Consider the following 16,570-nt stretch of genomic DNA (forward strand, 5'->3'; position numbering starts at 1 on the left):
GCCAAAATTACAACTTCAACCGCGCCCGCGCCGCCTCATACTCACCCCGCAGTTTGGCCACCAGCTCCGCCGTACTGGTCACTGCATTGATCGCCCCGATACCCTGCCCGCAACCCCAGATATCCTTCCACGCCTTCTTGGCGTCGCCACCAAAGTTCATCTTGCTCGGGTCGGACTCGGGCAGGTTGTCCGGGTCCATGCCCGCCGCGCGGATCGACGGCGCCAGGTAGTTGCCGTGCACGCCGGTGAACAGGTTGCTGTAGACGATGTCGTCCGAACTGCCTTCCACGATGGCCTGCTTGTAGGCATCCGAGGCCCGCGCCTCGTGCGTGGCAATGAAGGCCGAGCCGATGTAGCCAAAGTCCGCACCCATGGCCTGCGCGGCCAGCACCGCGCCGCCGCTGGCAATGGAGCCGCTGAGCGCCACCGGGCCGTCGAACCACTGGCGGATCTCCTGGATCAGCGCAAACGGGCTCTTCACGCCCGCATGGCCACCCGCGCCGGCCGCCACGGCGATCAGGCCGTCGGCGCCCTTTTCAATTGCCTTGTGCGCGAACTTGTTGTTGATGATGTCGTGCAGCACGATGCCGCCCCAGGCATGCACGGCCTGGTTCACGTCTTCGCGGGCGCCCAGGCTGGTGATGATGATCGGCACCTTGTACTTGGCGCAGACCTGCATGTCATGCTCCAGCCGGTCGTTGCTCTTGTGCACGATCTGGTTGATGGCAAAGGGCGCGGCAGACTTGTCGGGGTGGGCCTGGTTGTAGGCGGCCAGGGCTTCGGTGATCTCGGCCAGCCACTCGTCCAGCAGCTCGGCGGGGCGGGCGTTGAGCGCGGGCATGGCTCCCACCACGCCGGCCTTGCACTGCTCGATCACCAGCTTGGGGTTGCTGATGATGAACAGCGGCGATGCGATCACGGGCAGTGACAGGTTCTGCAACACGGGGGGCAGTTTCGACATGGCAACAACTTTCCGAAAATATGAATGAAACATGCCTTTAGCGCTTATTCCAAAAGCGCTAGCAGCTATCATTTTTTAGCAGACAGTCCCTGCACCGCAGGGAGCTTTCACAGGGCAGGCAGTCTCAGAAGGCGTCCAGCGCCAGATCGGTCACGCTGGCGGCGCCTTCGACAATGCTGTCGCGCAGGCCCGGTGCCTTGACCAGGATGTGCTCGGCATAGAACTGCGCCGTGGTGATTTTTGCGCGCAGGAAGGCTTCGTCCTGTCCCTTGGGCAACAGGTCCTCGGCCACCAGCAGGCTGCGCGCCAGCTGCCAGCCCGCCACGAGCTTGCCTGCCAGCAGGAGATAAGGCACGCTGCCGGCAAAAACCGCATTGGGGCTGACCTTGGCGCCCCCGATGACGAAGTCCACCACATCCAGGAAGGCCTGGCGTGCCGCCGCAAGCCGGCGCGCCACGGTCTTGGCGGCGGGGGTGCCGCTGGCCAGCAGTTCGGCTTCGGTTTTTTCGATCTGCGCGGCAATCGCCCTGGCCGTCTGGCCGCCGTCGCGCGCGGTCTTGCGGCCCACCAGGTCGTTGGCCTGGATGGCGGTGGTGCCTTCGTAGATGGTCAGGATCTTGGCGTCGCGGTAGTACTGCGCCGCGCCCGTTTCCTCGATGAAGCCCATGCCGCCGTGCACCTGCACGCCCAGGCTGGCGACTTCCGGGCTCATCTCGGTGCTGTAGCCCTTGACCAGCGGCACCATGAATTCATAGAACGTGGCGTTCTGCTTGCGCACCTCGGCATCGGGGTGGTGGTGGGCGGCATCATAGGCAGCCGCCGCCACGGTGGCCATGGCGCGGCAGCCTTCTGTGGTGGCGCGCATGGTCATGAGCATGCGGCGCACGTCCGGGTGGTGGATGATGGCTGCGCTGGCGTTGATGCTGCCGTCCACGGGGCGGCTCTGCACGCGGTCCTTGGCGTACTGCACGGCCTTCTGGTAGGCGCGCTCGGCCACCGCGATGCCCTGCATGCCCACGCCATAGCGCGCGGCGTTCATCATGATGAACATGTATTCCAGGCCACGGTTCTCCTGGCCCACCAGGTAGCCCACGGCGCCACCATGGTCGCCAAACTGCAGCACAGCCGTGGGGCTGGCCTTGATGCCCAGCTTGTGCTCGATGCTCACGCAATGTGCATCGTTGCGCGCGCCCAGGCTGCCATCCTGGTTGACGAGGAATTTGGGCACGACGAACAGGCTGATGCCCTTCACGCCCTCGGGCGCTCCCGCCACGCGGGCCAGCACGAGGTGGACGATGTTCTCGGCCATGTCGTGCTCGCCCCAGGTGATGAAGATCTTGGTACCGAAAACCTTGTACGTGCCGTCGGGCTGCGGCTCGGCCCTGGTACGCACGAGCGCGAGGTCGGAGCCGGCCTGCGGCTCGGTCAGGTTCATGGTGCCGGTCCACTGGCCGGAGATGAGTTTCTCGAGGTAGATAGCCTTGAGCTCGTCGCTGCCGGCGGTCAGCAGCGCCTCGATGGCGCCATCGGTCAGCAGCGGGCACAGCGCGAAGCTCATGTTGGCGCTGTTGAGCATTTCCGTGCAGGCCGCGCCAATGGTCTTGGGCAAACCCTGGCCGCCGAAGTCTTGCGGGTGCTGCAGGCCCTGCCAGCCGCCTTCGGTGAACTGGCGAAACGCGTCCTTGAAGCCCGGCGTGGCGGTGACCACGCCGTCCTTCCAGGACGACGGATTCTTGTCGCCCTCGAAGTTGAGCGGAGCCAGCACGCCCTCGGTGAACCTGGCGCACTCTTCCAGCACGGCAGCGGCGGTGTCCAGGCCGGCGTCCTCGAAGCCGGGGATCTGCGCGATCTGTTCAATATGGGCCAGGTGCTGCATGTTGAACAGCATGTCCTTGACGGGGGCGGTGTAGCTCATGGGGTTCTCCGAGAGGATGCAATGTCAAAAAAAAGGCATCGCAAGCGATGCCTTTTTGCGGGCGGACAGGCTTTAAAGCGCCTTGACCAGTTCCGGAACAGCCGCAAACAGATCCGCCTCCAGCCCATAGTCGGCCACGCTGAAGATCGGCGCCTCGGGATCCTTGTTGATCGCCACGATCACCTTCGAGTCCTTCATGCCCGCCAGGTGCTGGATCGCCCCCGAGATGCCCGCTGCCACGTACAGCTGCGGCGCCACGATCTTGCCGGTCTGGCCCACTTGCCAGTCGTTGGGGGCGTAGCCCGCGTCCACCGCTGCGCGGCTGGCACCCAGAGCAGCGCCGAGCTTGTCGGCCAGCGGGGTCATGACTTCGTCGAACTTTTCCTTGCTGCCCAGGGCCCGACCACCCGAGACGATGATCTTGGCGGCGGTCAGCTCGGGGCGGTCGCTCTTGGCGATTTCGCTGCCCATGAACTTGCTCTTGCCTGCATCGTTGGTGGCGGTTGCGGTTTCCACTGCGGCGCAGCCACCGGTGGCAGCTGCGGCGTCAAAGCCGGTGGTGCGCACGGTGATGATCTTGACGCTGTCTGCGCTTTGCACGGTGGCGATGGCGTTGCCGGCGTAGATGGGGCGCTCGAAGGTGTCTTGGCTCACCACCTTGGTGATGTCGCTGATCTGGGCGACGTCGAGCTTGGCGGCCACGCGGGGGGCGACGTTCTTGCCGCCTGCGGTGGCGGGGAACAGGATGTGGCTGTAGTTGCCTGCGATGGCCAGCACTTGCGCTGCGACGTTCTCGGCCAGGCCGTGTTCGAGGCCGGGGGCGTCGGCGTGGATGACTTTGGCGACGCCGGCAATTTGTGCAGCGGCCTGGGCGGCGGCGCCTGCGTTGTGGCCGGCGACCAGGATGTGGACTTCGCCACCGCAGGCGGCTGCGGCGGTGACGGTGTTGAGGGTGGCGCCCTTGATGGTGGCGTTGTCGTGTTCGGCAATAACGAGGGTGGTCATTTCTTGTGCTCCTTAGATGACTTTGGCTTCGTTCTTGAGTTTGTCGACCAGGGCGGCGACGTCGGCCACTTTGATGCCGGCGCCGCGTTTGGCGGGTTCGGTCACCTTCAGGGTTTTGAGGCGCGGGGCTACATCGACGCCGAGGTCTTCGGGCTTGACGGTGTCGAGCTGCTTTTTCTTGGCCTTCATGATGTTGGGCAAGGTGACGTAGCGGGGCTCGTTCAGGCGCAGGTCGGTGGTGATGACGGCGGGCAGCGAAAGCTGCAGGGTTTCCAGGCCGCCGTCGACTTCGCGGGTGACGCTGACTTGGTCGGCCGTGAGTTCAACCTTGCTGGCGAAGGTGGCCTGGGGCAGGTCAGCGAGGGCAGCGAGCATCTGGCCGGTCTGGTTGGCGTCGTCGTCGATGGCTTGTTTGCCCAGGATGATGAGGCCCGGTTGTTCTTTGTCCACCAGGGCCTTGAGCAGCTTGGCCACGGCCAGGGGCTGCAGTTCTTCGTTCGTCTCCACCAGGATGGCGCGGTCGGCACCAATGGCCATGGCGGTGCGCAGGGTTTCCTGGCATTGCGCCACGCCGCAGCTGACGGCAATGACTTCGGCGACCAGGCCTTTTTCTTTCAGGCGCACCGCCTCTTCAACGGCGATTTCGTCAAACGGGTTCATGCTCATCTTCACGTTGGCAATGTCCACTCCGCTGCCGTCCGATTTGACGCGGACTTTCACGTTGTAGTCCACCACGCGTTTGACTGGGACCAGGACCTTCATTGCTGCGACTCCTCAATAGAGTTGGTTGAATTGACGTTTACGTTAAACGAAACATTCTATGCCGCACTGCAGCGAAATCGCTGCGACGGGCGATGCAAAGACACAAAACGAACGATCGTGCTTTTTGTGGATTATAGGCCAGTGTGTCCACCCTTTGTCCAGCCCCTGTGTCACCTGCGGGTCGGGATTCAGGCGACCGCCGGGGTTGGGCGGGCCTCCGGCGGTGCAGGCCGGTCCTATGGACTCAGGTGCACGACACGCTGCGGGAAAGGAATGTCGATCCGGTGCGCACGCAGTGCCGCAAGAATGGCGCGGTTGATGTCCGAGCGCAGCCCCAGCGAGCCGTTTTCCGGGTCGGTGATCCAGAACCCCACGGTGAACTCCAGCCCATCGACGCCAAAAGCCGAAAGCGCCACCGCAGGCCCCGGGTCGTGCAGCACGCGCGGGTTGACCAGGGCCGCCTCGCCCAGCAGGCGGGTGACCAGATCGACATCGCTGTCGTAGCCCACGCTGACCACCGTGGACATCCACACGCGCGGGTCGGCCAGCGAGAGGTTTTCCACCCGCTGCGTGATCAGCATCTCATTGGGGACGATGGATTCGCGCCCCACGCCCGAACGGATCACCGTGTAGCGTCCCGTGATGTCGGTGATGCGGCCCTCGAAGCCATCGACGCGCACGTTGTCGCCAATGCGCAAGCTGCGCTCGGCCAGGATCACAAAGCCGCTCACATAGTTGGCCGCCAGCTTCTGCAAGCCAAAGCCGATGCCCACGCCCACGGCACCGCCCAGCACAGACAGGGCGGTGAGATCGATGCCCACGGCAGACAGCGCCAGGATCAGGCCCAGAAACATCAGCAGGGCGCGCGCGGCATTGCTGAACGCCTTGCGCACCGACAGCTCGCTGCCCGTGACCGAGCGCAGCAGGCGTGACTCGATCGCCGACGAGATCCACAGCGCCACGATCAGCACGGCGCAGGCCGTGACAAAGCCTTCGATCATGGTGCGCACCGACAGCGTGGTGGCTCCCACCTTCCAGGTGATCTCGTCGAGTTGCTGCAGCACCAGCGGCAGCAGGCCCGTCACCCACAGCACCATGACCAGCCAGGCCAGCCAGGAAATGGTGCGCTCGATCGGGCGCACCCAGGTGGCCTGCGGAAAGGCCGCCTGCAGCACCTTGACCCCCACGCGGATCACCACCAGCGAGATCAGCACCGGAATGATCACCTTGAACGCCGCCAATGGCACCCACTGTGCCAGCACCGCCCGCGCGGCATAACCCAGGCCCAGCAAGGTCAGCGGAAACAGAACGCCATCTACCACCTTGCGCCCAAACAGGATGGAGCCCGGCTCATTGCGATGCAGCGCGCGGCGCACGGCAGACACCATGAGCCAGGCCAGCGCCACGCAAACGGCCAGCGTACCCAGCTCAATCAGAACGGTGGGCTGCGCGAATGCCCGAAACCACTGCTGCACATCGTCGAAGATCGGCACGTCAGACTGCATGGGCATCAGGACTTCCAGGCGGGAGCACGTTTCTCGGCAAATGCCCGCGCACCCTCTTGCGCCGCCGCATCCATCATATTGGCAGCCATGGCCTGGCCGGCCAGCTGGTAGGCCGCGTCCACGCCCAGCTCGCGCTGCTGGTAGACCAGCGCCTTGCCCATGGCCACGGCAGTGCGTGGTTTTTGCACAATGGATTGCACCAGTTTTTCCACCTCATCATCCAGCGCCTCGGGCTCCACGACCCGGTTCACCAGTCCCTGCGCCAGCGCCGTGGGGGCGTCGATGAAGTCGCCGGTGAGCAGCATTTCCATGGCGCGCTTGGCCGGCACATTGCGCACCAGCGGCACACTGGGCGTGGCACAAAACAGGCCGTAATGGATGCCACTGGTGGCAAAGCTGGCATTGCTGGCCGCCACCGCCAGATCGCACTGCGCCACCAGCTGGCAACCGGCCGCGGTGGCCATGCCCTGCACCCGCGCAACCACGGGCACCGGCAGCTTGTGGATGCTCAGCATCATGCGGCTGCATTGCGCAAAGAGCTGCTGGTACCAGGCGAGATCGGGATGGGCCGCCATGTCCTTGAGATTGTGGCCGGCGCAAAACGCCTTGCCCGCGGCCGCCAGCACCACCACGCGGACGCTGTCATCCCGGGCCACGGCGTCCAGCGCCTGCTGCAGCGCGGCCAGCATCTCCGCGCCCAGCGCGTTGAAGCGGGCGGGATCGTTCAGGGTCAGGGTCACCACACCGCGCGCGTCGCGGGTGGTCTGCAGCAATTCATCAGAATTCGAAATCGTCATGTCTTTACTCCTATGTGTCGCAAGAGCTGGGCCGCCCGCAACCCACGCGGACCCCAAGCCAGTGCCACCGTGGAACTGGCTTTGCCAGGCCACGGATGGCGTCCCCCTCAGGGGGAAGACGCCGCAGGCGGCTCAGGGGGAATTCAAAGATCAGCCAGCACACGCACATGGGCTTCCACGCTGCGCGCCAGGGGGCCCATCACGTAGCCGCCTTCCAGGCACGAGACGATGCGGCCCTTGGCATAGCGCCGGGCGATGTCCATGATCCGGTGGGTGATCCAGGTGTAGTCGGCCTCGACCAGGCCCAGCTGCCCCATGTCATCCTCGCGGTGGCCGTCAAAACCTGCGCTGATGAAGATCATCTCGGGCTTGAAGGCTTCCAGGCGCGGGATCCACATCATCTCGATGATTTCGCGGATATCCATGCCGCGCGTGTAGGCCGGCACCGGCACATTCACCATGTTGGGCGCAGGATTCTGGTCGCCGCTGTAGGGATAGAACGGGTGCTGGAAGATGCCCACCATGAGTGCGCGCGGTTCGTTGGCCAGGATGTCTTCCGTGCCGTTGCCGTGGTGCACATCGAAGTCCACCACCGCCACACGCTGCAGTTTGTAGCGCTGCAGCGCGTATTTGGCCGCCACCGCCACGTTGTTGAAAAAGCAGAAGCCCATGGCCTTGTCACGGCAGGCGTGGTGGCCCGGCGGGCGCACCGCGCAAAACGCGTTGCTGATTTCACCGGCCATCACCGCATCGGTGGCGGCCAGGGCCGCACCGGCGGCGCGCAACGCGGCCTTCCAGGTGTGCGCATTGATCGAGGTGTCGGTATCGAGCTGCGAGTAGGCGGGGCCACCTGCCATCAGATCTTCGTTGAGCAGGTCCGACAGGCCGCGCATGGCCGCCACATGGAGCCGGTTGTGCGCCAGCTCGATATCGGCCAGCGAAGCCTCGGGCGCTTCGTAGCGCTCCAGGGCATCGGCCACGCCGGTGATCAGCAGGCGGTCTTCGATGGCGTCCAGCCGCTCGGGGCATTCGGGATGCCCCGGCCCCATTTCGTGCTTTCGGCAATCGGGATGGGTGAAATAGCCTGTCTTGCTCACAGTGAAATCCCCGTGTCGCTTTTTTCAGATAACGTGGCGCCATGCATGCACAGCTCAAAATCAAGTCTCTTCTGGACCAGCTTAACACGGTGATTGTGGGCAAAAGCGCCCAGGTACAGGACTGCGTGGCCTGCCTGCTGGCGGGCGGGCATCTGCTCATAGAAGACGTGCCGGGCGTGGGCAAGACCACGCTGGCCCACGCGCTGGCGCGCACGTTTGGCCTGCAGTTCGCGCGCGTGCAATTCACGGCCGACCTCATGCCCAGCGACCTCACTGGCGTGTCGGTGTACGAGCGCGGCAAGGAGGCCTTTGTTTTCCACCCCGGTCCGGTGTTCGCCCAGGTGCTGCTGGCCGACGAAATCAACCGTGCCAGCCCCAAGACGCAGAGCGCCCTGCTCGAAGCCATGGAAGAAAAACAGGTGTCGGTGGAGGGGGAAACGCGTGCCCTGCCGCACCCCTTCTTCGTGATCGCCACCCAGAACCCGCACGACCAGCTGGGCACCTTTGCGCTGCCCGAGTCGCAGCTCGACCGCTTCTTGATGCGCATCTCCATCGGCTACCCCGACCGTGCCGCCGAGCGCCTGCTGCTGGCCGGCAGCGACCGGCGCGACCTGGTGGACAGCCTGCTGCCCCTGCTGTCGCAGGACGAGCTGGCGCAACTGCAGCGCCAGGTGCTGGCCGTGCACACCGCCGAGCCGCTGCTCAACTATGTGCAGGACCTGATTGCCGCCACCCGCACGGGCCGCTGGTTTCTGCAGGGGCTGTCGCCGCGCGCGGGCATTGCGCTGGTGCGCGCCGCCAAGGCCCAGGCGCTTATCGAAGGGCGCGACTATGTGGCACCCGACGACGTGCAAGCGGTGCTGCCGCAGACCATTGCGCACCGCCTGGTGCCCGTGGGCGATGCGCGGCGCGGCGCGGTGGAGCAAGTGCGTGCGATGGTCGAGTCGGTGCCCCTGCCTTGAGCCTGCACGCCATGCCGCCCGCCTCTGCCGCCGATGCCGCAGCACCCACGCTCGCCGTGCCCTCCCCGCCCGCGCGCCTGTCCGGCCTGAACCCGCTGAGCCTGGCGCGGGCGCGCTTTCGGCGCTGGTGGGAAGCGCGCCTGCCGCTGTCCGACACCCTGGTCCTCACGCAGCGCAATGTGTACATCCTGCCCACCGGCGCGGGCTGGATGCTGGCCTGCACGCTGCTGGTGCTGCTGGTGGCGTCCATCAACTTCCAGCTCAACCTGGGTTACCTGCTGACCTTCTTGCTGGCCGGCAGCGCAGTGGTGGGCATGCACCTGAGCCACGCCACGCTGCGCGGCATCACGCTGCACCTGAAGGCGCCCGATGCGCACTTCCTGGGCGGCAGCACGGCGTTCGAGGTGCAGCTGTTCAGTGACCGGCGCACCGCACGCCACGCCATTGCGCTGTCGGTACACGGCGATGGCAAGCGCACGCACGACTGGGCGCTGACGGACGTGCCCGCGCAAGGCAGCGCCAGCGTGCAGGTGGCGTTTCGCCCCGAGCGCCGGGGCCTGCACCGCGTGCCCACCCTGGTGGCCGAAACCCGCTTTCCGCTGGGCACCTTCCGCGTCTGGAGCTATTGGCGCCCGGCCGCCCAGGTGCTGGTGTACCCCGCCCCCGAGGTGCCCGCGCCACCGCTGCCGCCCGGCGAGCCGCGTGCCAGCGGCACGGGCAGCGCCAGCACCCAGGGCATTGGCGAATTCGACGGTGTGCGCGCCTACCGGCGCGGCGACCCCCTCAAGCTGGTGGTCTGGAAGAAGGCCGCCAAATCGCTGGCCACGGGCACGGACGACCTCGTCAGCCGCGACGCCCAGCAGGCCCAGCGCCACGAGCTTTGGCTGGACCTGGCCCACGCCGCCCTGCCCGGCCACGAAGCGCGCGTCTCGCGCCTGACGGCCTGGGTGCTGCAGGCCGACCGGCTGGGCATCGACTACGGCCTGCGCCTGCCTGGCATGGAACTGGCCCCGGACACCGGTGCGGCCCACCGCCAGCGCTGCCTGGAGGCCCTGGCGCTGTGCTGAGCCTCGCCCCGTCAATTGGTTGCAAAAAGGCCTGCAGCGCCCATCCCGAAAGCGCTGCAGGTTCTGCTTTTCAAAGCGATTGCCTGCCGCTTGCGCAGGCGCCACGCCACACCCCATGACCCTGCGCCAGACCCTTGCCACCCTGCCACGCGACACGCGGGACACGCTGTTTCTGCTGCTGGTGATTGCCTGGGTGGTGGCCCCGCAAGTCGCCCACCTGCCGGTGTGGGCCAGCCTCATGGCGGGCGCCGTGCTGCTGTGGCGCGGCTGGCTGGCCTGGAACGGCCGGCAACTGCCGGGGCGCTGGGCCGTGGCCGGCTTGCTGGCGGTGGCGGTGGCCGGCACGCTGTTCACCCACCAAACCATCCTGGGGCGCGATGCGGGCGTGACGCTCATCGTTATGCTGCTGGCGCTCAAGACGCTGGAGCTGCGTGCGCGGCGCGATGCCATGGTGGTCTTTTTCCTGGGCTTCTTCACCATGCTCAGCAACTTCTTCTTCTCGCAATCGCTGCCCACGGCCGTGGCCATGCTGGTGGCGCTGCTGGGGCTGCTCACGGCCCTGGTCAATGCCCACATGCCGGTAGGGCGCCCGCCGCTGGCGCACGTGTTTCGCCTGGCCGGCGCCATGGCGCTGCTGGGCGCGCCCATCATGGCGGCGCTGTTCCTGCTGTTTCCGCGCATGGCGCCGCTGTGGGGCATGCCCAGCGACGCCCTGGCCGGGCGCAGCGGGCTGTCGGGCGTGATGAAGGTGGGCAACATCGCCGAGCTGGCGCTCGACGACAGCGTGGCGCTGCGCGTGCGCTTCGACACCCCCGGCGGTGCCGCGCCGCCACAGAGCGATCTGTATTTTCGCGGGCCGGTGTTCTCCACCTTTGACGGCAGCGAGTGGCACCCCCTGTCGTACCGCGTGGGCACGCGATCGATGGAGCGCCCTGCCACCCCGGCCCAGCTGCAGGTGCAGGGCGCCGCGCTGCGCTACGAGGTGACGCTGGAGCCCCACAAGCGCCCCTGGCTGCTGGTGCTGGATGCCGCGCGCGCCAAGCCCGCCGTGGCCGGCATGGGCGCCTTCATGACGGACGACCTGCAATGGCTCACCAGCCGCCCGATCACCGACGTGACGCGTTACCGCGCCGAAAGCCACCCGCAGTTTCGCCACGGGCCCGACGCCGCCACCCCCGCGCTGCGCGCCTACACCGAGCTGCCCCCGGGCTTCAACCCGCGCACGCTGGCACTGGCCCAGGAACTGCGCCGCAACCCGCGCATCGCCCCCGACCCGGCCCGCGACGCCACGCCCGCGCTGATCGACGCCGCGCTCACCCGCCTGCGCACCGGTGGCTACCGCTACACGCTGGAGCCCGGCGTGTACGGCCAGCACACGGCCGACGAGTTCTGGTTCGACCGCAAGGAAGGCTTTTGCGAACACATCGCCTCGGCCTTCGTGGTGCTGATGCGCGCCATGGACATTCCGGCGCGCATCGTCACCGGGTACCAGGGTGGCGAACGCAACGCCGTGGACGGCTACTGGACCGTGCGCCAGAGCGATGCCCACGCCTGGGCCGAAGTGTGGATGGCTGGGCGCGGCTGGGTGCGCGTGGACCCCACCAGCGCCGTCGCCCCCGGGCGCACCGGCGCCTTCGAGCGCCTGCAGGCCCCGCGCGGTGCGCTGGCCACCGCCATGGGCACCGTGATGAGCCCCGGCGTGGCGCAGAACCTGCGTGCCCTATGGGAAGCCGTCAACAACGGCTGGAACCAGTGGGTGCTCAACTACACGCAAAGCCGCCAGCTCAACCTGCTCAAGGCACTGGGGTTTGCATCGCCCAGCTGGCAAGACCTCGCCACCGTGCTGGGCGCGCTGGTAGGGCTGACCGCGCTGGGTGGCGCCGGCTGGACGCTGTGGGAGCGCAGCCAGCACGACCCCTGGCTGCGCCTGCTGGCCCGCGCCCGCCAGCGCCTGGCCAGCAGTGGCTTGACCCTGCCCGACACCCTGCCTCCCCGGGCCATGGCCGTACGGGTGCAGGCACAATTTGGCGATGCCGCGCAGGGCGTGGCCGGCTGGCTGCTGCGACTGGAGCAATGGCGCTATGCCGCCCAGCCCGCTGCCGCTGCCAGCCAGCTCCGCGCCCTGCGCCGCGAATTCCGAACCCTTTCCTGGCCCGCCCCCAGCGCGCGCCGATGAGCCCAACCACATGCTGAAAACTGCCTCAACCGCTCTTTTATTAATAGCTGCTTGCGCAATACCCATAAGCGCCACAGCCCAAAAAAACCATAAATCCGGCAAAACCCGCACAGCAGCCACCGCCCGCAGCGCCACGGCAAACGACGGCACGCCCTACGCCACCCGCGCCGACGCGCTGCAGTTTGCCGACGACCTGGCCGGGCGCCGCGACCTCGACCGCGAATGGGTGCGCCAGGCCATCGGGCAGGCCCGCTTTCTGCCCCAGGTGCCCAGGCTCATGCTGCCGCCCGCCAAAGGCACGGCCAAGAACTGGCGCGTGTACCGCAGCCGTTTCATCGACCCGGTGCGCATCCGCGCGGGCCTGCGCTTCTGGCAGGACAACGCCGAAACGCTGGCACGGGCGGAGCGCGAATTCGGCGTGCCCGCCGAGATCATCGTGGGCATCATCGGCGTGGAAACCATCTACGGCCAGCAGATGGGCAACTTCCGGGTGATGGATGCGCTGGCCACGCTGGCCTTCGACTTCCCCGCCGCGCACCCGCGCGCCGCCGAGCGCACCGAGTTCTTCCGGCGTGAGCTGGAGCAGTTCCTGAGCCTCACGCACCGCACCAACGTGGACCCGTTCGAGCCGCGCGGCAGCTATGCCGGCGCCATGGGCCTGGGGCAGTTCATGCCATCGAGCTGGGTGCGCTACGCGATTGATTTCGACGGCGATGGCCGCGTGGACCTGTTCAACAGCCCCGCCGACGCCATCGGCTCGGTGGCCAATTACTTCATCGCCCACGGCTGGAAGCCAGGCATGCCCACGCACTACAGCGTGCAGTTCGACCCCGACCCCGCCCGGGTGCAGCTCGACGAGCTGCTGGCCCCCGACATCCTCCCGAGCTTCAGCGCCGCCAGCATGCAGGCCAAGGGCGCCGTGCTGGATGCCGCCGGCGCACAGCACGCCGGGCCGCTGGCCCTGGTGGAACTGCAAAACGGCGACGAGGCACCCAGCTACGTGGCGGGCACCGAAAATTTCTATGCCATCACCCGCTACAACTGGTCGAGCTACTACGCCATGGCCGTGATCGAGCTGGGGCGCGAGGTGGCGGCAGCGCGGGCACGCTAAGCTGCCCCACCTCTTTCACTCACCTACCGCATGTCTGCCAACCTCCCTTCGACCCCTTTTGCAGACGCCATCGTGCGCGTGCGCGGCCTCGGCAAAACCTACGCGGGTGGCTTCCAGGCGCTGAAGAACGTCAACCTGGATATTCGCCGTGGCGAAATTTTTGCCCTGCTCGGCCCGAACGGCGCTGGCAAGACCACGCTGATCAGCATCATCTGCGGCATGACCAATGCCTCCGAGGGCAGCGTGACGGCCGACGGCTTTGATACCGTGCGCGACTACCGTGCCGCCCGCTCCGCCATCGGCCTGGTGCCGCAGGAGCTGCACACCGATTCGTTCGAAACCGTCTGGGCCACAGTGAGCTTCAGCCGCGGGCTGTTTGGCAAGGCCCCCAACCCGGCGCTGATCGAAAAGATCCTGAAAGACCTGTCGCTGTGGGACAAGCGGGACACCAAGATCCTGGCGCTCTCGGGTGGCATGAAGCGCCGCGTGCTGATCGCCAAGGCGCTGTCGCACGAGCCGAAAATCCTGTTCCTCGACGAACCCAGCGCCGGCGTGGACGTGGAGCTGCGCCACGACATGTGGCGCCTGGTGCGCGCGTTGCAGGGCGCCGGCACCACCATCATCCTGACCACGCACTACATCGAGGAAGCCGAAGACATGGCCGACCGCATTGGCGTGATCCGCCAGGGCGAACTGATCGTGGTGGAAGACAAAGACGTGCTGATGCGCAAGCTCGGCAAAAAGCAGCTGACCCTCACGCTGCAGCACCCCATGGAACGCGTGCCCGATGCGCTGGCGCGCTGGCCCCTGGCCCTGTCGGCCGACGGCCATGCACTGACCTACAGCTTTGACACCCAGCAGGAAGACACCGGCATCGCTGCGCTGCTGCGCGCGCTGGGCGAGCACGGCATCGACTTCAAGGACCTGCATTCCTCCGAGAGCTCGCTCGAAGACATCTTCGTCAGCCTCGTCCACGAACGGAAAGCCAGCCAATGATGGGCCTGAACCTGCACGGCGTGCGCGCCATTTACCGCTTCGAGATGCACCGCGCCTTTCGCACCTGGGCGCAGAGCCTGATTGCGCCCGTGCTCTCGACCTCGCTGTATTTCATCGTCTTCGGCTCGGCCATCGGCTCGCGCATGGGCGACATTGGCGGCGTGGACTATGGCGCCTTCATCATCCCGGGCCTGCTGATGCTGTCGCTGCTCTCCGAGAGCATTTCCAATTCGGCCTTTGGCATTTACATGCCCAAGTGGTCGGGCACCATCTACGAACTGCTGAGCGCACCGGTCAACTGGGTCGAGGTGCTGCTGGGCTATGTGGGCGCCGCGGCCACCAAATCGCTGATGGTCGGTGCGCTGATTCTGGCCACGGCGCGGCTGTTCGTGCCCTACGAAATCGCCCACCCGGTGTGGATGCTGGGCTTTCTGGTGCTCACGGCCATCACCTTTTGCCTGTTCGGTTTTCTCATCGGGCTGTGGGCCGACAGCTTCCAGAAGCTGCAGATCATTCCGCTGCTGGTCATCACGCCGCTGACGTTCCTGGGCGGTGCGTTCTACAGCATCAGCATGCTGCCGCCGTTCTGGCAGACGGTCTCGCTGTTCAACCCGGTGGTCTATCTCATCAGCGGCCTGCGCTGGGCCTTCTATGGCGCGGCCGACGTGCACATGGGCGTGAGCGTGGGCATGACGCTGGTGTTCATGGCGGCGTGCCTGGGCCTGGTGTGGTGGGTCTTCAAGACAGGCTACAGGATTCGCCGCTGAGGTGGGTACAGCGCCCTGCGCAGGGAGCGCCCCGCCCACCGCGCAGACCCGCTCAATACCGCTGCATGCTGCAGCTGTGCGGCTGCTGCGCCCGGGCGGCGGGGATCTGCCGCACCACGCGAAAGCCGTAGCCTGAGCCTTCCACATCGAACTTCACACCGGGCGCGCCCTTTTTGTCCATCACGCCCACGGCCAGGGCCTGCTGGAACTGGTGGTCGGACGCGCGCATGCTGCCGCCCTGGCCTGCCAGCTGCACGCTGGCTTTTTCCATCTGCCGGGCCACGGCCACCACGTCGGTGCTGCCCGCGCGCTCGATGGACTGGGCCAGCGCCTCGACCATGAGCTGCATGCGCATGTGCACATAGTCGTCCTGCGGTTTGGGAAAGCGCGTGCGAAAGGACTGGTAGAACGCCTCGCTCTGCGCCCCCGGCACGTTGGGCAGCCAGTCGGCCACGGCCACCACCTTGCCCACACCGGCATCGCCCAGGGCGGCCGGCGCGCCCAGCGCGTTGCCATAGAAGGTGTAGAAGCTGCCGTCAAAGCCCACCTCGCGCGCGGCCTTGACCAGCAGCGTGAGATCGTTGCCCCAGTTGCCCGTGACCACGGCCTGCGCGCCGCTGGCCTTGATCTTGACGGCATAGGGCGCGAAGTCCTTGACCCGGCCGATGGGGTGCAGCTCATCGCCCACCACGGCCACGTCGGGGCGCTGCGCGGCCAGCTGCCGCTTGGCCTCGCGCAGCACGGCCTGGCCAAAGCTGTAGTCCTGCCCGATGAGGTACACGCTTTTGAGCGCCTTGTCCTCGCGCACCACCTCCATCAGGGCGGCCATGCGCATGTCGGCATGGGCGTCAAAGCGGAAATGCCAGAAGCTGCATTTTTCGTTGGTGAGGATGGGATCGACCGCCGAGTAGTTGAGGAACAGCACGCGCTTGCCCGGCTCGCGCTCGTTGTGCTTGTTGATGGCATCGATCAGCACCGCCGCCGTGGCCGACGAATTGCCCTGCAGGATGACCTGCGCGCCATCATCGATGGCCGCACGCAGGGCCGACAGGGCCTCTTCGTTCTGGCCCTTGCTGTCGTAGCGCTCCAGCGCCAGCGGGCGGGCACCACCGGCCGCTGCGGGCAGTTGCACGCCGCCGCGCGCATTCACGCGCTCGACCGCCCAGTAGATGTTGCGAAAAACCGCCTCGCCGGTATTGGCGAACGGGCCCGAGAGGCTTTCGATCAGGGCCATCTTGACGGGCCTGGCCTGCGCTACTGCCGCCGTAGGTGCCGGGGCCTGCGCCCAGCCGGCAGACACCGGGGCCAGCACGCCTGCCAAGGCGGCAAGCACGGCCCAAACGGATGGACGTAATGCCGCTGCGCCTGATTTCAAGCCCGGGGAGCGCAATTTATTCATGCCATTTTCTCCTTGAAATGCGGCGGGGCCGCACACACCTCTTTGGCATG

Annotated in this window: 14 protein-coding genes; 6 read left to right on the plus strand and 8 right to left on the minus strand. The window is 66.6% G+C overall.

Features of this window, described 5'->3' with window-relative positions:
• Nucleotides 1-7: 7 nt before the first annotated feature.
• The 7 genes from AC1RDS_RS00910 to AC1RDS_RS00940 form a co-directional block, all read right to left on the minus strand.
• Nucleotides 8-961, minus strand: coding sequence for an NAD(P)H-dependent flavin oxidoreductase (locus tag AC1RDS_RS00910; RefSeq protein ID WP_348682398.1), 954 nt, complete (start codon nt 959-961; stop codon nt 8-10).
• 124 nt (nt 962-1,085) lie between these two features.
• Nucleotides 1,086-2,876, minus strand: coding sequence for an acyl-CoA dehydrogenase (locus AC1RDS_RS00915; RefSeq protein WP_348682397.1), 1,791 nt, complete (start codon nt 2,874-2,876; stop codon nt 1,086-1,088).
• Nucleotides 2,877-2,948: 72 nt separating this feature from the next.
• Nucleotides 2,949-3,881 (minus strand): electron transfer flavoprotein subunit alpha/FixB family protein, encoded by a 933-nt coding sequence (locus AC1RDS_RS00920; protein ID WP_492226614.1) that lies wholly within the window; start codon nt 3,879-3,881, stop codon nt 2,949-2,951.
• A 12-nt stretch (nt 3,882-3,893) separates the two neighbouring features.
• Complete coding sequence (locus AC1RDS_RS00925; RefSeq protein ID WP_492226615.1) at nt 3,894-4,643, minus strand: electron transfer flavoprotein subunit beta/FixA family protein; 750 nt, start codon at nt 4,641-4,643, stop codon at nt 3,894-3,896.
• Between the two features lie 236 nt (nt 4,644-4,879).
• Complete coding sequence (locus AC1RDS_RS00930) at nt 4,880-6,154, minus strand: mechanosensitive ion channel family protein (protein ID WP_287880491.1); 1,275 nt, start codon at nt 6,152-6,154, stop codon at nt 4,880-4,882.
• Nucleotides 6,154-6,945, minus strand: a complete 792-nt coding sequence (locus AC1RDS_RS00935; protein WP_348682415.1) for an enoyl-CoA hydratase — start codon at nt 6,943-6,945, stop codon at nt 6,154-6,156. Before AC1RDS_RS00935 ends, AC1RDS_RS00930 begins: the two co-directional genes overlap by 1 nt.
• A 143-nt stretch (nt 6,946-7,088) precedes the next feature.
• The gene (locus AC1RDS_RS00940) at nt 7,089-8,042 is read right to left on the minus strand and encodes a histone deacetylase family protein (RefSeq protein WP_208859743.1); all 954 of its coding nucleotides are present in this window, start codon (nt 8,040-8,042) and stop codon (nt 7,089-7,091) included.
• 41 nt (nt 8,043-8,083) lie between these two features.
• On the opposite strand from AC1RDS_RS00940, the gene AC1RDS_RS00945 reads away from it, so the two are divergent.
• From AC1RDS_RS00945 to AC1RDS_RS00970, 6 genes are all read left to right on the plus strand, one after another.
• The gene (locus AC1RDS_RS00945) at nt 8,084-9,004 is read left to right on the plus strand and encodes an AAA family ATPase (RefSeq protein ID WP_092699873.1); all 921 of its coding nucleotides are present in this window, start codon (nt 8,084-8,086) and stop codon (nt 9,002-9,004) included.
• Between the two features lie 11 nt (nt 9,005-9,015).
• Entirely contained in the window at nt 9,016-10,071 is a 1,056-nt protein-coding gene (locus tag AC1RDS_RS00950) for a DUF58 domain-containing protein (protein ID WP_287880496.1), read from the plus strand.
• 115 nt (nt 10,072-10,186) lie between these two features.
• Entirely contained in the window at nt 10,187-12,247 is a 2,061-nt protein-coding gene (locus AC1RDS_RS00955; protein ID WP_492226616.1) for a transglutaminase TgpA family protein, read from the plus strand.
• Nucleotides 12,248-12,257: 10 nt separating this feature from the next.
• Nucleotides 12,258-13,358 (plus strand): lytic murein transglycosylase B, encoded by a 1,101-nt coding sequence (gene mltB / locus AC1RDS_RS00960; RefSeq protein WP_287880521.1) that lies wholly within the window; start codon nt 12,258-12,260, stop codon nt 13,356-13,358.
• 30 nt (nt 13,359-13,388) lie between these two features.
• Complete coding sequence (locus tag AC1RDS_RS00965) at nt 13,389-14,354, plus strand: ABC transporter ATP-binding protein (RefSeq protein ID WP_492226617.1); 966 nt, start codon at nt 13,389-13,391, stop codon at nt 14,352-14,354.
• Nucleotides 14,355-14,359: 5 nt separating this feature from the next.
• Nucleotides 14,360-15,121 (plus strand): ABC transporter permease, encoded by a 762-nt coding sequence (locus AC1RDS_RS00970; protein ID WP_092699889.1) that lies wholly within the window; start codon nt 14,360-14,362, stop codon nt 15,119-15,121.
• A 52-nt stretch (nt 15,122-15,173) separates the two neighbouring features.
• On the opposite strand, the gene AC1RDS_RS00975 is transcribed toward AC1RDS_RS00970, so the two are convergent.
• On the minus strand, nt 15,174-16,520 hold the full coding sequence (locus AC1RDS_RS00975; protein ID WP_092699865.1) for a branched-chain amino acid ABC transporter substrate-binding protein: 1,347 nt from the start codon (nt 16,518-16,520) through the stop codon (nt 15,174-15,176).
• Nucleotides 16,521-16,570: the final 50 nt, after the last annotated feature.

Source organism: Acidovorax sp. GW823-FHT02H02, assembly GCF_058797075.1.

What these genes read in the sequence shown, in the direction of transcription:
- AC1RDS_RS00910 (WP_348682398.1), bottom strand. Translation starts at nt 961, where the DNA reads ATGTCGAAACTGCCCCCCGTGTTGCAGAACCTGTCACTGCCCGTGATC.
- AC1RDS_RS00915 (WP_348682397.1), bottom strand. Translation starts at nt 2,876, where the DNA reads ATGAGCTACACCGCCCCCGTCAAGGACATGCTGTTCAACATGCAGCAC.
- AC1RDS_RS00920 (WP_492226614.1), bottom strand. Translation starts at nt 3,881, where the DNA reads ATGACCACCCTCGTTATTGCCGAACACGACAACGCCACCATCAAGGGC.
- AC1RDS_RS00925 (WP_492226615.1), bottom strand. Translation starts at nt 4,643, where the DNA reads ATGAAGGTCCTGGTCCCAGTCAAACGCGTGGTGGACTACAACGTGAAA.
- AC1RDS_RS00930 (WP_287880491.1), bottom strand. Translation starts at nt 6,154, where the DNA reads ATGCCCATGCAGTCTGACGTGCCGATCTTCGACGATGTGCAGCAGTGG.
- AC1RDS_RS00935 (WP_348682415.1), bottom strand. Translation starts at nt 6,945, where the DNA reads ATGACGATTTCGAATTCTGATGAATTGCTGCAGACCACCCGCGACGCG.
- AC1RDS_RS00945 (WP_092699873.1), top strand. Translation starts at nt 8,084, where the DNA reads ATGCATGCACAGCTCAAAATCAAGTCTCTTCTGGACCAGCTTAACACG.
- AC1RDS_RS00950 (WP_287880496.1), top strand. Translation starts at nt 9,016, where the DNA reads ATGCCGCCCGCCTCTGCCGCCGATGCCGCAGCACCCACGCTCGCCGTG.
- AC1RDS_RS00955 (WP_492226616.1), top strand. Translation starts at nt 10,187, where the DNA reads ATGACCCTGCGCCAGACCCTTGCCACCCTGCCACGCGACACGCGGGAC.
- mltB (WP_287880521.1), top strand. Translation starts at nt 12,258, where the DNA reads ATGCTGAAAACTGCCTCAACCGCTCTTTTATTAATAGCTGCTTGCGCA.
- AC1RDS_RS00965 (WP_492226617.1), top strand. Translation starts at nt 13,389, where the DNA reads ATGTCTGCCAACCTCCCTTCGACCCCTTTTGCAGACGCCATCGTGCGC.
- AC1RDS_RS00975 (WP_092699865.1), bottom strand. Translation starts at nt 16,520, where the DNA reads ATGAATAAATTGCGCTCCCCGGGCTTGAAATCAGGCGCAGCGGCATTA.